The organism is Micromonospora sp. CA-246542 (assembly GCF_050942905.1).
In the GTDB taxonomy this organism is placed as follows: domain Bacteria; phylum Actinomycetota; class Actinomycetes; order Mycobacteriales; family Micromonosporaceae; genus Micromonospora.
In genome coordinates, this window is record NZ_CP192040.1 from 3420491 (window position 1) to 3434364 (window position 13874).

Below are 13874 nucleotides of genomic sequence, written 5' to 3' on the forward strand. Positions count from 1 at the left end.
GCCCCCTTGTTCGGTAGCTCGGCTGGTGTCGATCCGGTACCCCGAGCCGGAGTGGCGAAACAGACGAACCCGGCTCACCTCGCCTGGTCAGACGGTGGCCAGGGTGCGCGGGATCTCGTCGAGCAGTTCCCGGGCCAGAAAACCGATCCGGCCGTACCGGGGAATCAGCCGCTGGCCGCTCACGGCGTGCGCGAACGCACCCCAGCAGGCGGCCTGCGCCGGGTCGGCGCCCCGGGACAGGAGACCGGCCAGCAGGCCGGCGAGGACGTCTCCGCTGCCGGACGTGCCAAGGCCGGCGTCGCCGCTCTCCTCCCGCCAGCCACGCCCGTCCGGGGCGGCCACGTGCCCGTAGAGCGAGACCACCGCCTCGTACCGGTGCGCCAGCTCGGCGGCCTCGGCGCTCAGGTCGTCGCCCGGGTCACGGCCGAGCAGGTGGCCGGCCTCGGTGACGTTGGGGGTGAGCACCACCGGGCGGCCGGAGCCGACCAGCAGCTTCGGCTCGTGGCTGAGCGCGCCCAGGGCGTACGCGTCCAGGACCAGCGGGGTCTGCGGCCCGGTCGCCTCCAGGACGAGGTCCAGCAGTCGGGAGGTCTCGTCGATGCCGGTCAACCCCGGACCCAGGGCCACCACGTCGGCCGCGCCGGCCAACTCGCGGAGCTGGCCGGCCCGATCGGCGGCGACCGTGCCGTCGGACGTCTCCGGCAGCCCCACCACGAGCGCCTCGGGCACCTGGATGCTCAGCGTGGCGGCGGTCGACTCGGCCAGGGCGAGCTGCAGGACCCCGGCGCCGGCGCGCAGCGCGGCCACTCCGGCGAGCAGGACCGCCCCGGGGGTGAAGCGGGAGCCGCCGATCACCAGCACGGTGCCCCGGCTCTCCTTGCCCCCGGCCGGCACCGGCAGCGCCCAGTCCCGCAGCAGCGCCGGCGTGATCACCTTCACCTCAGACCGGTTCGGCATGGATCTCGTCCTCCCTGGTCGCCTCGGCGCCCTGCCGGTGCAGGTGGCCGACCTCGTTGAAGCCGCCCAGCCGCAGGCGGCCCTGCTCGTCGGCGGACCAGTCGGTGACCGAGCAGTTGGCGATCACGTGTTCGCGGGTCAACGCCATCAGCTCCGGCTCGGTCAATCCCTCGATGAGGTAGCGCAGCAGGAAGACCAGCGCGTCGTGGCCGAACAGCAGCACCCGCTGGCCCTCGTGGTCGCGGCGCAGGTCACCGAGGAGCGTCCGCAGGCGCAGCGCCACGTCGGTCCAGGCCTCACCCCCGGGCGGCCGGTAGTAGAACTTGCCCAGCCGGTCACGCCGCTTCGCCTCGTCGGGAAACCGCTGGCGCACCCCGTGCCCGGTCAGGCCGTCGAGGATGCCCAGCTCCCGGTCGCGCAGCCGCTCGTCGCGGCTCACCGGAATCCCGGTGCCGCGCAGCGCCAGCTTCGCCGTGGACACCGCCCGCAGGTACGGCGACACCACCGCGACGTCGGGTCGCCGGTCCTCGGGCAGCCCCGCGAGCCAGCGACCGGTCGCCCGCGCCTGCTCCTCGCCGGTGTCCGAGAGCGGTACGTCGGCGTCGCGGTGGCTCAGGGCGATCACGTCCGCGCCGCTCTCCTCGGCCCGGGTGGCCGCCACGTTCGCGGTGCTCTCCCCGTGCCGGATGATCCAGAGCGTCGACAGTTCCGCCATGCCGACCCCGGTACCCGGGCTCGGCACGGGGTAACCGTGCCGGCGCCGGGCCGGGTGTCGACTCAGCCGCGCCGTTGCAGCAGGGCCACGGTCAGCCCGGTCACGTGCGTGACGCGGACCACCTCGTACCGTTCGGCGAGAGCGGCGGCCTGCTTCTTCGGCAGGCCGGTCAGCGGCGCGTCGGTGACCGTCGGCAACAGCACCCACAGTCGCGGCTCGTCCCGCAGGCAGCGGGCCGGAGTCGGGCAGTCCGCGCCGAACAGCTCGTCGCGCTGAGCCGCCGACCGCTGCTGGAAGACGTTGCGCGGCGAGATGTCGGCGGGAAGGTAGTAGCGCACCCCGGGCTCGTGCATCCACCACCACGGGCCACCCGCGACCAGGCCGTCGCCGGGCTGGTAGCCGGCCTCGATGACCCGCGCCGCCTGCGAGTAGGACAACGGCGCGAACGCGCGCTTCTGCGGGTACGTGTACCAGCCGTGCGAGTACTCCCCGCGCAGCGCGAGCTGACCGGGCACGCTCAGGGCGGCCAGCGCCACCACTGCCACCGCGACCAGCGGCGCGCGGCGCAGCGCGGCGACGGCGCCTCCGGCGAGCACCGCCCACGCCGGCACGAGGAAGAGCAGGTACTTGGAGAAGAAGTAGTTGATGTCGCCGGTGGAGGCCACCAGGATCACCGGCACCGGCAGCGCGGCGATCACCGCGGCGGCGGCCGTCCGCGCGGCCACGTCGCGGCGCAGGTGGGTCAGCACCCCGACCACGGCCAGCGCGGTGATCGCGGCGGCGAGCAGCACCGACCCGAAGACCTGTTCCCAGACCGTCCACGGCGCGCTGTCCGGGATCCAGCTGATCTGCCGTCCCGCCTGCTTCATACCGCGCAGGATCACCGGGGCGGCGATCCCCACCCCGGCGGCGGTGGCGAGCACGAACCAGGCCAGCGACCACCAGCGGCGCTCCCGCCAGGCGTGGATCAGGACGGCGACACCGTGCCCGAGCAGCAGCGTGAGCGCCACCACGTTCACCAGGCCGATGCCGGCCACGGCGAGCGCGTACGCGATCCAGCGCAGCCACCCCGGGCGCTGCAACGCCCGGAGCAGGAACAGCGTGGCCGCCGCCGCGGCCAGGACCACGAAGGCGTACGACCGGGTCTCCTGCCCGAAGCGGGTGACGGTGGGCACGAGGGCGAAGACGAAGCCGGCGGCGACACCCGCCGTCCGGTCGAAGATCCGACGTCCGACCAGCGCCACGCACGTGGTCGCCAGGACCATCGCCAGCGCCGACGGCAGCCGTACGACGGCCGCGTCGGTGCCGAACAGGCTCGTCCAGCCGTGCATGAAGAGGTAGTACGCCCCGTGCACGGCGTCGACGTTCGCCAGCATCCCCAGGATCTGCCCGGTCGAGCGGGTCGCCACGTCGACGGTGACCAACTCGTCGTGCCACATCTCCGGGCTGCCGAGACGCCAGCCGATCGCGAGGGCCGCGAACGCCGTGGGCCAGAACCAGACACTGAGCACGAGTCGGCGGGCGAGAGGGGGTCGCCGTCCCTCCGACTCGGTGGCGGGCGGGGGCGGCCCCGCGTCGGTGGGCGCGGGAGGCGCGTCCGTGGTGACGGCGCGGTCTGGCATCGGCGTCCGATCGGGGGCGAGCGGGGAGTGGGCGCGACGATGATAGCCGTCGGCGTGGTCGCCGGAGGACCCGTCGTCCGGTCACCGCCGGTGGTGGCGCGGCGAGCCCCGGGGCCGGATCGCCGGTACTGGATTCGGACGCCGTGCCTGATAATGTGGCCCGCGCCCGTCGCGCACGTCCACCACGCAGAGTAAGGCCCGGGGAACCGATGATTGTCGACATCATGTTGCCGTACTACGGGAGTGTGCCCCTCATGCAGGCGGCGGTGCGCAGCGTGATGGCACAGAGTGATCCGGGTTGGCGTCTGACCGTGGTCGACGACGGCACCGAGCCGGGCGTGCCGGAGTGGTTCGCGCAGATCACCGACGAGCGGGTCCGCTACCAGCGCAACGAGCGCAACCTCGGCATCACCAACAACTACCGCAAGTGCGTCGGCCTCGCCGAGCACGAGTATCTGGTGATGATGGGCACGGACGACATCATGCACCCCAACTACGTCGCGACCGTGCGATCGGTGATCGAGCAGTACCCGGGCGTCGGTATGGTGCAGCCGGGAGTCGAGATCATCGACGCCGACGGCACGGTGGTCAACACCATCGTCGACGAGGCCAAGCGTCGGCTCTACGCCCCGCGCGTGGAGTCCCGGACGCTGATGGGTGGCGAGGACCTGGCGGCCAGCCTGCTGCGCGGCTGCTGGTTCTACTTCCCGTCGATCTGCTGGCGGACGGACGCCCTCAAGGCCGTCGACTTCCGCGAGGAGTTCCAGGTCATCCAGGACCTCGCGCTGGTGATCGACCTGATCCAGCGCGGCGAGCAGATGGCGATCGACAACACCCTGTGCTTCCAGTACCGGCGACACGCGGTGAGCAAGTCCGCCGCCGATGCGATCACCGGCACCCGGTTCACCGAGGCGCGGGCGTACTTCGTCCAGGTCGCCCGGCGGATGGACGAGCAGGGCTGGCCCCGGGCGGCACGGGCGGCCCGTCGCTACATGTCGTCCCGGCTGCACGCCATCACGCTGCTGCCGACGGCCGTGCTCGCCGGCCGGATGACCGGTGTGAAGAGCCTGTCGCGGCACGCGTTCGGGCCGGGCCGATGAGCGACCACAGCCAGGGAGAAGCCATGATCGTCGAGCAGCGGCAGCCGGCGCCGGAGGCCGACGGGCGGCGGGTGGTGGTGCTCGGCGGCACCGGCTTCCTGGGCCGTCCGATCTGCCGGGCGCTGGCCGACGCGGGGCACACCGTCATCGCCGTCGCCCGTACGCCGCGCGACATCGGGCCGGGGGTCGCCGTCCGTGCTCTGGACCTCGCCGCAGCCGACGTGGACGAGATCACCGCCCTGCTGCGCGACCTCGAACCGGACGTGGTCGTCAACTCCGCCGGCGGCATGTGGGGGCTCAACGACGCGCAGATGCTCGCCGTCAACGTGACCCTGGTCGAGCGCCTCATCGAGGCCGCCGGCCGACTGCCCGGACGCGTCCGGGTGGTCCAGCTGGGCAGCGTGCACGAGTACGGGCTGGTGCCGGTCGACACGTCGATGGCCGAAGGGCTCCGGCCCGCGCCGGTGATGCCGTACGGCGAGTTCAAGCTCCGCTGCACCACCGCGGTCGCCGAGGCCGACCGGGCGGGCCTGATCGAGGGCGTGACGCTGCGGGTCGGCAACGTGATCGGCGCCGGCCAGCCCGGGCACAGCCTGCTCGGGGTGGTCGCGGGTCGGCTGCGCGACGCCCAGCGCGCCGGCGAGCGGGCCCGGCTGGAGCTGGCTCCGCTGGGCTCGCGGCGTGACTTCGTGGGCCTGAGCGACGTGGTGGCCGCCGTGCTGCTGGCCACGACCCGTCCCGCAGCGGCCGGCCACGTGATCAACATCGGTCGCGGAGTCGCCGCCAGTGCCCGTGATATGGTCCAGCTCCTCATCGACGTCAGTGAGGTGCCGACCGATCTGGTCGAGGCCGAGCACACCGGCCCGGCCGAGACGAGCTGGCAGCGGCTGGACGTCGGGCTCGCCGCCGAGGTGCTCGGCTGGTCGCCGAGCGACGATCTGCACACCGAAATGAAGCAGTTGTGGGAGCACGCCGGCGCCGAGGTGCCCGCCTGATGGTCGAGAGGTCCTGACCGCATGACTACCCCCGCCCTCGTCCGCTCCCGTGGCACGCTCGCCGACCTGCTCTCCGGCCGCAGCAACGGCATCGGGCTCATCCGGCTCTGCCTCGCGGTCGGCGTGGTGTTGTCGCACTCCAAGCCGCTCGGCTTCGGCGCCAACGACCTCGGCTACCACCTGACCGGCCGGCAGACCAACGTCGGCACCATGGCGGTGTACGGCTTCTTCGTGCTCTCCGGCCTGCTGATCACCCGCAGCGCCCGGCGTACCGGCATCATCCGCTACGCCTGGCACCGCGCGCTGCGTATCTTCCCCGGCCTCTGGGTGTGCCTGCTGATCACCGCGCTGGTGGTGGCCCCGCTGGTGGCCCTGCGCGAGCACGGGACCACGGCCGGCTTCTTCGACAACGCCTGGGACCGGGGCGGCCCGCTGGCCTACCTACAGGCCAACTGGTGGACCGGTGTCCGTCAGTACGGCATTCAGGACCTGCTCAAGGCGACCACCCCGTGGGGTGAGAAGAGCGGCTCCAGCGTCTTCAACGGCGCCCTGTGGTCACTCAAGTACGAGATGTTCTGCTACGTCGTGGTGGGTGTCCTGGCCATCACCGCGGTGCTGCGCAACGCCCGCCGGTTCGTGCTGTTCCTGACCGTCGCGCTCTACCTGAGCATCCTGCAGGACTGGGTGAGCTCCGGGCAGTTCAGCGGGCCGGCGTCCACGGCGAGCTGGTCGTTCGACTCGCCCCTGGTCGGCGTGATGAGCTTCCACTACATCGTCTACCTGGGCTTCCTGTTCGCGTTCGGCGCGACCCTGGACCTCTACCGGGAGCGGGTGCCGATCAACGACGCGCTGGGCATCGGCTCGGCCGTGGCGCTGGGACTGTCCCTGCTCTTCGGCGGGTTCTTCGCCATCGGGCTGCCGGCGTTCGCGTACCTGCTGGTGTGGCTGTCGGTGCGGATGCCCCGCCAGCTGCACTGGGTGGGCCGCAAGAACGACTACTCGTACGGCATCTACATCTACGGGTTCGTCGGCCAGCAGGTGATGGCGAGTCTGGGTTGGAGCCGCTGGGGGTACGTCCCGTTCGCCGCGATGTCGCTCGCGGTCGCCTTCGTCGCCGCGTTCGTCTCGTGGAAGCTCGTCGAGCGCCCGGCGCTGCGGTTGAAGGACTGGACGCCGGGCTTCGTGGCCCGCCGCACGGCGCAGACGGTACCGGTCGAGCAGCAGACCGCCGTGGCCGAGGAGCCGCAGCCGGCGTCGGTCGGCGGCCCGACCGAGGAACTGCCGCAGCAGCACGCCACGCTGGTCACCGGCCGGTAGCCCACCGGGTCCGCCGCCACGTCGTACCCTCGGGGGCGTGGCCACGGCGGCGGAGGAGATCCGGGTGGGGGAGCGGCTGGTCCGCGTCTCCAGCCCCGACAAGCCGTACTTCCCGGAACGTGGGCTGACCAAGCTGGACGTGGTCCGCTACTTCCTGGCGGTCGGCGACGGGATCCTGCGGGCGCTGCGCGACCGGCCGACCATGCTGGAACGCTGGCCGCGCGGCGTCTTCGAGGGCGCGACGATCGCGACCCGGCAGACCAACCGCGGCGACGCGTTCTACCAGAAGCGGCTGCCGGCGGGCGCGCCCGAGTGGGTGCGCACCGCGCACATCACGTTCCCGAGCGGCCGGACGGCCGACGAGGTCGCGCCGAGCGAGCTGGCCGTGGTGATCTGGGCGGCCAACCTGGGCACCCTGCGGTTCCATCCGTGGCCGGTCTCCGCCCGCGACGTGGAGCGCCCCGACCAGTTGCGCATCGACCTCGACCCGCTGCCGGGCGTCGGCTTCGAGCAGGTGGTGCCGGTGGCCCGGGAGGTGCGCGCGTTCCTCGCCGAACTGGGCATGACGGGCTACCCGAAGACGACCGGCGGGCGGGGCCTGCACGTGTACCTGTCGATCGAGCCGCGGTGGAGTTTCGGCGAGTGCCGCCGGGCGGTGCTCGCGCTGGGACGGGAGATGCAGCGTCGGCTGCCGGACCTGGTCACCACCACCTGGTGGCGGGATCAGCGGGACCGGCCGGTCTTCGTCGACTACAACCAGATGTCCCGCGACCACACCATGGCGTCGGCGTACTCGATCCGGCCGACGCCGCAGGCGTTGGTGTCGGCGCCGTTGGACTGGGCGGAGCTGGACGACGCCCGTCCGGAGGACTTCGACGTGCTCACCATGCCGGCCCGGTTCGCCGAGCGCGGCGACCCGCACGCCGGCCTGGACGGCGACCGGCACTCGCTGGAGCCGCTGCTGGAACTGGCCGACCGCGAAGGCCTGGAGGCCCCGCCCGTACGGTGACCTACTGCCACGGGCTCTGCGTGCCCTCGAACTCCTCGAAGACCAGCCACGACCGCGTCGACAGCACCCCGGAGATGCGCTGCACCCGGTCGAGTACGACGTCCCGCAGGGCGGCGTTGTCCGGCGCCCGGACCAGGGCCAGCACGTCGTGCTCGCCGCTGAGCAGTGCGACGTGCTCGACGTAGCGCACCTGGGCCAGCTCGGCTGACACCTCCCGCCAGGTGTTCTGCTCGATCGTCAACGCCATGTACGCCGAGGTGCCCAGTCCGGCCGCCTCGGGCGCGACCTGTGCCCGGAACCCCGTGATCACGCCGTCGCGCACCAGGCGCTCGACCCGGGCGTACGCGTTGGTGCGCGAGATGTGGATCCGTTCGGCCAGCGTGCGCACCGACGTACGCCCGTCGCGGACCAGTTCGTCCACGATCCGCCGGTCGACCTCGTCCAAGGCTCGGGCCGATCGTCCCGCTCCGGCCGCCCGACCCACCCCGTCTTCGGCCTCCTGGCTCACCGATCTGCCTCCCGCATGCCAGACGTCCCGCCTTCTTCGTGGATCTTGAGTCAATCATCCGTCAGGCGGAAGCATAGGCTCACCACACGTCCCAGGAGGTCCCGCCGTGACGACCACACCCCAGGCGGTCCGCAGGGCATCCCCGCGCGCCCGTCGGACGGTCACCCCGCCCGACCCGGCGCGTTCGCTGCTGCCGGACGCCGAACCGGTCCGCCTGCTCGACGAGACCGGCACGCCGCTGCCGGCCCGCACCGACTACCCGGAACCGCCCGTCGAGGCGCTGCGGGAGCTGTACCGCCGGATGGTGCTCGGCCGCCGGTTCGACACCCAGGCGACCGCGCTGACCAAGCAGGGCCGCCTCGCCGTCTACCCGTCGTCCCGGGGCCAGGAGGCGTGCCAGGTGGCCGCCACGCTCGCCGTCCGCGACACCGACTGGGTGTTCCCCACCTACCGCGAATCGATGGCGCTGGTTGCCCGAGGCATCGATCCGGTCGAGGTTCTCACCCTGCTGCGCGGCGACTGGCACTGCGGCTACGACCCGACCCGGGTGCACACCGCGCCGCAGTGCACCCCGCTCGCCACCCAGTGCGTGCACGCCGCCGGGCTCGCCCACGGTGAGGCGTACCAGGGGCGCGACACGGTGGCGCTGGCCTTCATCGGTGACGGGGCGACCAGCGAGGGCGACTTCCACGAGGGCGTCAACTTCGCCGCCGTGTTCAAAGCCCCGGTCGTCTACTTCGTGCAGAACAACAGGTACGCCATCAGCGTCCCGCTGTCCCGGCAGACCGCCGCGCCCTCGTTGGCGTACAAGGGCGTCGGCTACGGCGTACCCAGTGAGCAGGTCGACGGCAACGACCCGGTCGCCGTGCTCGCCGTGCTGACCCGCGCGGTCGCGCACGCCCGCGCCGGAAACGGGCCGTTCCTGGTGGAGGCGCACACCTACCGGATGGAGCCGCACACCAACGCCGACGACGCCAGCCGCTACCGCGACGGCGCGGAGGTCGACGCCTGGCGGGACCGGGACCCGGTCGCCCGCCTCCAGGCCTACCTGCGCGCCCGTGGGGTGCTCGACGACGCGGCCGTCGCCGAGATCGCCGAGCAGGCCGAGGCGTACGCGGCGGACCTGCGTACCCGGATGAACAGCCAGCCCACGGTCGACCCGCTGAGCCTGTTCGACCACGTCTACGCCGAGCCCACCCCACAGCTCGTCGAGCAGCGCGAGCAGGTCCGCGCCGAGCTCGCCGCCGCGCACGACGAAGAGGGTGACGCCTGATGGCCACCACCATGGCGAAGGCGCTCAACTCCGCGCTCGCCGACGCCCTCGCGGCCGACGAGCGGGTAGTCGTCTTCGGCGAGGACGTCGGCGCGCTCGGCGGCGTATTCCGGATCACCGACGGCCTCCAGGCCCGCTTCGGCGAGAAGCGCTGCTTCGACACCCCGCTCGCCGAGGCCGGCATCGTCGGCTTCGCCGTCGGCCTGGCCATGTCCGGGCTGCGGCCGGTGGTCGAGATGCAGTTCGACGCGTTCGCGTACCCGGCGTTCGAGCAGATCGCCTCGCACGTGGCGAAGCTGCGCAACCGCACCCGCGGGGCGCTCAGCGTGCCCATCGTCATCCGCGTGCCGTACGCGGGCGGGATCGGCGGGGTCGAGCACCACTGCGACTCGTCCGAGGCGTACTACGCGCACACGCCCGGCCTCAAGGTCGTCACCCCGGCTACCGTCGACGACGCGTACTCCCTGCTGCGGGAGGCGATCGACGACCCCGACCCGGTGGTCTTCATGGAGCCCAAGAAGCTCTACTTCGCCAGCGCCGACGCGGCCCTGCCGACGCGGACCGAGCCGTTCGGCCGGGCCGTCGTGCGCCGGCCCGGCCGCGACGCGACCCTGGTGGCGTACGGACCGGCGGTGCCGGTCGCCCTGGAGGCCGCCGAGGCCGCGCGCGAGGAGGGCTGGGACCTGGAGGTCGTGGACGTGCGCACCATCGTGCCGTTCGACGACGCCACCATCACCGCCTCGGTCCGGCGCACCGGTCGGTGCGTCGTCATCCAGGAGGCGCCCGGCTTCGCGGGCGTCGGCGCGGAGATCGCCGCCCGGGTGCAGGAGCGCTGCTTCCACGCGCTGCACGCTCCCGTGCTGCGGGTGGCCGGGCTGGACATCCCGTACCCGGCGCCGATGCTGGAACACACCCACCTGCCGGGCGTGGACCGCGTCCTCGACGCGGTCGCCCGCCTGCAGTGGGACGACCAGCCCGACGCGCGCTGGGCGGCGGCATGACCACCGTCGAGCGGACCCAGGTCTTCCTCCTGCCCGACCTGGGCGAGGGGCTGAGCGAGGCCGAGATCGTCGAGTGGCGGGTCGCCGTCGGTGACGTCGTCGAGGTGGACCAGAGCGTGGTCGAGGTGGAGACCGCCAAGGCGGTCGTCGACGTGCCCTGCCCGTACGCCGGACGGGTCGTGACCCTGCATGGCGCGGCCGGCGAGGTCCGCCCGGTCGGCCAGCCGTTGATCACCATCGCGCCGCTGGACGGCGATGGTGGCGAGCCCGCCGGGCACGCCACCTACCGCGAGGAGGAGCGGGCCGGCTCCGGCAACGTCCTGATCGGGTACGGGACGGGCCACGGCGGCGCGACCCGCCGTCGCCGCCGGCCGCGCCTGACCCTTGCCCCCGACCCGACCGACGCCGCGCCGACCGCCACCGGCCCGACCGGCGTTGGCGCGACCGGCGCTGGCTCGGCTGCCGTCGGCCCGGCCGCTACTGGCTCGGCTGCCGTCGGCCCGGCCGCTACTGGCTCGGCCGCTACTGGCTCGGCCGCTACCGGCGCGGTCGGGGTTGACCGGCCCGGCGCGAGTCCGGCCTCCCACTCCGCTGCCGCCGACGACGGCGCGACGGTCGGTGCCCAGTCGTCGAGTGCCCTGGTCATCTCGCCGATCGTCCGTCGGCTGGCCCGCGAGCGCGGCGTCGACCTGAGCGCGGTGCGGGGCACCGGACCCGGCGGGGTGATCCGCCGCGCCGACGTGGAGGCGGCCTCGACCGCGCCCCGGCTCGCCGCCGTGCCGGAGCCTCACGTCACCCTGGCCCCGACCGGGGACGGCGACATGGTCATCCCGCTCACCGGCATCCGCAAGGTGATCGCCGACAAGCTCTCCCGCAGCCGGCGGGAGATCCCCGAGGTGACCATCTGGGTCGACGTGGACGCCACCGGGCTGCTGGAGACCCGTGCGGCCATCAACGCGGCGACGCCCGACGCCCCGGTGAGCATCCTGGCCCTGCTGGCCCGGATCTGCCTCAGCGGCCTGCGCCGGTACCCGCAGCTCAACGCCCGCGTCGACACCGAGGGCCAGCGGATCGTCCAGTCCGCCGGCGTGCACCTGGGTATCGCCGCGCAGACGGACCGGGGCCTGCTGGTGCCGGTGCTGCGGGACGCCCAGCGGCTCACCACCGCCGAACTGGCCGCCGCGCTGGCGGAGACCACGGCCGCGGCCCGGGCCGGGACGCTCGCGCCGGCCCGGCTCACCGGCGGCACCTTCACCCTCAACAACTACGGGGTGTTCGGCGTGGACGGCTCCACGCCGATCATCAACCACCCCGAGGCGGCGCTGCTCGGCGTGGGGCGGATCGTGGACAAGCCGTGGGTGGTCGACGGGCAGTTGGCCGTCCGCAAGGTCACCCAGTTGAGCCTCACCTTCGACCACCGGGTCTGCGACGGCGGGGTGGCCGGTGGCTTCCTGCGACACGTCGCCGACTGCGTGGAGCGCCCGGCGCTGCTGATCGCCGCCGTCTGACGCGTACCCCCTGAGGCCCCGACGCCGCTTGCGCGGCGTCGGGGCCGGCGCGCGGCCTGGGGTTTCCCGGCCGTGTCACCGGGAAGTCGGCCCCGCCGGTACGCGCCGGACGCGTCGAAGGGAGCCGACAGGTGGCCGTGGCGAACGAGCTGCTACTCAACTCGATCCGCGTGCGGCGGCCCGCGGCGGCCGGCGCGCCGCTCTACTGCGACGCCCGGGAGTACGGCCTGACCGGTGACGGCGCGACCAACGACCAGCCGGCGCTGGCCGCCCTCGTGGACCGTCTCGGTGCGGGGTACGCCTCGGACGGCCGGGCCCGCGTCATCTACTGCCCGCCCGGCATCTACTCGATCCGCGACGCCGGAACGGTGTGGCGCAGCGGCGTCTCGCTGGTCGGCGCCGGCCCGGCGGCGACCCGGTTCATGCTCAGCAACGAGGGCAACCGCGCCGACCCGACCCCACTGGCCTTCTGGACCACCGTGCAGCACGGCGCCGACCGGGACCGCCACATCGCCGACTGCACCTTCGCCGACTTCCAGATCGACGGCTCCGGCGTCGCGATGGCCGAGTACAACTACCTCGCCAAGGGGCTGGGCCTGCAGTACGTGGTGCGCGGCGTGTTCCGCAACCTCTACATCCACCACACCGCCGCCACCGGGCTGGGCTGCGACTTCCTCCAGGACTCGCTGATCGACGGCGTGGTCGTGGTCGGCTGCGGCCGGCTGGACAACGGCGAGCAGATCGGCGGCGCCGGGATCGGCGTGGGCATCGGCGGGTGGGGTCCGATGGAGCGCCTCACCATCGCCAACTGCACCACCCTCGCCAACGGCACCAACGGCATCTTCCTCGAACTGCAGAAGGACTACTGGACGCCGCCGCGCGGCTACCGCATCATCGGCTGCCACAGCCAGGGCAACCGGTTCGGCATCTCCGACTGGGGCGCCGACGGTCTCATCGTCTCCGCCTGCACGATGGCCGGCAACCTGGAGGCCGGCTTCGACATCTCCGCCCAGGGCACCGCCGCGGTGGCCGGGCGCGGCGGGCTGGTCGCCGACTGCGTCATCGACGGCAACATCCGCGACGGGGTCAGCGTCGGCAACACCCCGGGCCCGTACACCATCCGGGGCAACCGGATCAGCGGCAACGGTCAGCACGGCTACCACGCGCACGACCTCGGGCGGGGCTACCAGGGCCCGATGCGGGACGTGGTGATCGAGAGCAACGACTTCTGGGGCAACGGGCTGGACGCCATCCGGATCGACCACCAGATGACCGACGCGGTGCTGCTCAACAACCGGATCCGCAACAACGGCCGACAGTACGCGCAGGCCGCCAGCGGTAGCGGCGAGACCGTCCGCTACGCCGAACGGTCCGTGGTGGACCGGTCCGCGAACTGGCCGCACGACGGTCACCGCGGCAAGGTCCTGCGGGTGGGGCGGGCCGTGGCCATGGTCGCCGCGAACACCGGCGACGAACTCACCCTCGCCCCGGTACGTCCCGACGGCATCAGCGCGTGGAGCGGGGACATCCCGCCTCCGGGGTGCCGGTACGAGCTGTCCGCCCCACCCGAGCGACGGGCCGGCATCACCATCGACGCGGCGTTCGACTCGGCCACCGTCCGCGGCAACCGGATCTGGGACAACCACGAGGACCGGACCCAGACCCACGGCCTGTGGATCACCGGGCGGGGAAGCTGCGTGGACTGCCGGGTCGAGGACAACGACCTGGCCGGCAACGCCGACGACGGGATGTGCCTGGACACCCCGCCGGTGGGCGGACGCTGGCGCGACAACCACGTCGACAACGACTGGAGCTGACCGGCCGGGCCGGAACGCGCGGCGGCGGCGACCGGAAGGCTCTCCGGTCGCC

General features: G+C 73.0%; 12 protein-coding genes. 8 read left to right on the forward strand and 4 right to left on the reverse strand.

Annotated elements, in window-relative coordinates; all coding sequences use genetic code 11:
• Positions 1-87 precede the first annotated feature (87 nt).
• From ACQP0N_RS16020 to ACQP0N_RS16030, 3 genes are all read right to left on the reverse strand, one after another.
• Complete coding sequence (locus ACQP0N_RS16020) at positions 88-957, reverse strand: NAD(P)H-hydrate dehydratase (RefSeq protein WP_433121183.1); 870 nt, start codon at positions 955-957, stop codon at positions 88-90.
• Positions 941-1672: a histidine phosphatase family protein gene (locus ACQP0N_RS16025; protein ID WP_433121646.1), complete on the reverse strand. Its 732-nt coding sequence runs from the start codon at positions 1670-1672 to the stop codon at positions 941-943. Before ACQP0N_RS16025 ends, ACQP0N_RS16020 begins: the two co-directional genes overlap by 17 nt.
• Positions 1673-1734: 62 nt before the next feature.
• On the reverse strand, positions 1735-3294 hold the full coding sequence (locus ACQP0N_RS16030) for a glycosyltransferase family 39 protein (RefSeq protein WP_433121185.1): 1560 nt from the start codon (positions 3292-3294) through the stop codon (positions 1735-1737).
• Positions 3295-3503: 209 nt separating this feature from the next.
• On the opposite strand from ACQP0N_RS16030, the gene ACQP0N_RS16035 reads away from it, so the two are divergent.
• From ACQP0N_RS16035 to ACQP0N_RS16050, 4 genes are read left to right on the forward strand one after another with little or no spacing between them, the layout of a single operon-like run.
• A complete protein-coding gene (locus tag ACQP0N_RS16035; RefSeq protein WP_396804883.1) occupies positions 3504-4394 on the forward strand; it encodes a glycosyltransferase family 2 protein in 891 nt (296 codons plus the stop codon).
• A 23-nt stretch (positions 4395-4417) separates the two neighbouring features.
• On the forward strand, positions 4418-5389 hold the full coding sequence (locus tag ACQP0N_RS16040; protein WP_433121188.1) for an NAD-dependent epimerase/dehydratase family protein: 972 nt from the start codon (positions 4418-4420) through the stop codon (positions 5387-5389).
• A 21-nt stretch (positions 5390-5410) separates the two neighbouring features.
• Positions 5411-6706, forward strand: a complete 1296-nt coding sequence (locus ACQP0N_RS16045) for an acyltransferase family protein (protein ID WP_433121190.1) — start codon at positions 5411-5413, stop codon at positions 6704-6706.
• A 37-nt stretch (positions 6707-6743) separates the two neighbouring features.
• Entirely contained in the window at positions 6744-7715 is a 972-nt protein-coding gene (locus tag ACQP0N_RS16050) for a DNA polymerase domain-containing protein (RefSeq protein WP_433121192.1), read from the forward strand.
• Position 7716: 1 nt separating this feature from the next.
• On the opposite strand, the gene ACQP0N_RS16055 is transcribed toward ACQP0N_RS16050, so the two are convergent.
• Positions 7717-8199: an Lrp/AsnC family transcriptional regulator gene (locus tag ACQP0N_RS16055; RefSeq protein ID WP_433121648.1), complete on the reverse strand. Its 483-nt coding sequence runs from the start codon at positions 8197-8199 to the stop codon at positions 7717-7719.
• Between the two features lie 130 nt (positions 8200-8329).
• On the opposite strand from ACQP0N_RS16055, the gene pdhA reads away from it, so the two are divergent.
• The 4 genes from pdhA (at position 8330) to ACQP0N_RS16075 (ending at position 13822) form a co-directional block, all read left to right on the forward strand.
• Entirely contained in the window at positions 8330-9496 is a 1167-nt protein-coding gene (pdhA, locus tag ACQP0N_RS16060; protein ID WP_433121194.1) for a pyruvate dehydrogenase (acetyl-transferring) E1 component subunit alpha, read from the forward strand.
• Positions 9493-10497, forward strand: a complete 1005-nt coding sequence (locus ACQP0N_RS16065; protein WP_433121650.1) for an alpha-ketoacid dehydrogenase subunit beta — start codon at positions 9493-9495, stop codon at positions 10495-10497. The genes pdhA and ACQP0N_RS16065 overlap by 4 nt, the downstream gene beginning before the upstream one ends.
• Positions 10494-12005 (forward strand): dihydrolipoamide acetyltransferase family protein, encoded by a 1512-nt coding sequence (locus ACQP0N_RS16070; protein WP_433121196.1) that lies wholly within the window; start codon positions 10494-10496, stop codon positions 12003-12005. The genes ACQP0N_RS16065 and ACQP0N_RS16070 overlap by 4 nt, the downstream gene beginning before the upstream one ends.
• A gap of 137 nt (positions 12006-12142) precedes the next feature.
• Positions 12143-13822: a right-handed parallel beta-helix repeat-containing protein gene (locus tag ACQP0N_RS16075; RefSeq protein WP_433121652.1), complete on the forward strand. Its 1680-nt coding sequence runs from the start codon at positions 12143-12145 to the stop codon at positions 13820-13822.
• The last annotated feature ends 52 nt before the right edge of the window (positions 13823-13874 follow it).

What these genes read in the sequence shown, in the direction of transcription:
- ACQP0N_RS16020 (WP_433121183.1), bottom strand. Translation starts at nt 957, where the DNA reads ATGCCGAACCGGTCTGAGGTGAAGGTGATCACGCCGGCGCTGCTGCGG.
- ACQP0N_RS16025 (WP_433121646.1), bottom strand. Translation starts at nt 1,672, where the DNA reads ATGGCGGAACTGTCGACGCTCTGGATCATCCGGCACGGGGAGAGCACC.
- ACQP0N_RS16030 (WP_433121185.1), bottom strand. Translation starts at nt 3,294, where the DNA reads ATGCCAGACCGCGCCGTCACCACGGACGCGCCTCCCGCGCCCACCGAC.
- ACQP0N_RS16035 (WP_396804883.1), top strand. Translation starts at nt 3,504, where the DNA reads ATGATTGTCGACATCATGTTGCCGTACTACGGGAGTGTGCCCCTCATG.
- ACQP0N_RS16040 (WP_433121188.1), top strand. Translation starts at nt 4,418, where the DNA reads ATGATCGTCGAGCAGCGGCAGCCGGCGCCGGAGGCCGACGGGCGGCGG.
- ACQP0N_RS16045 (WP_433121190.1), top strand. Translation starts at nt 5,411, where the DNA reads ATGACTACCCCCGCCCTCGTCCGCTCCCGTGGCACGCTCGCCGACCTG.
- ACQP0N_RS16070 (WP_433121196.1), top strand. Translation starts at nt 10,494, where the DNA reads ATGACCACCGTCGAGCGGACCCAGGTCTTCCTCCTGCCCGACCTGGGC.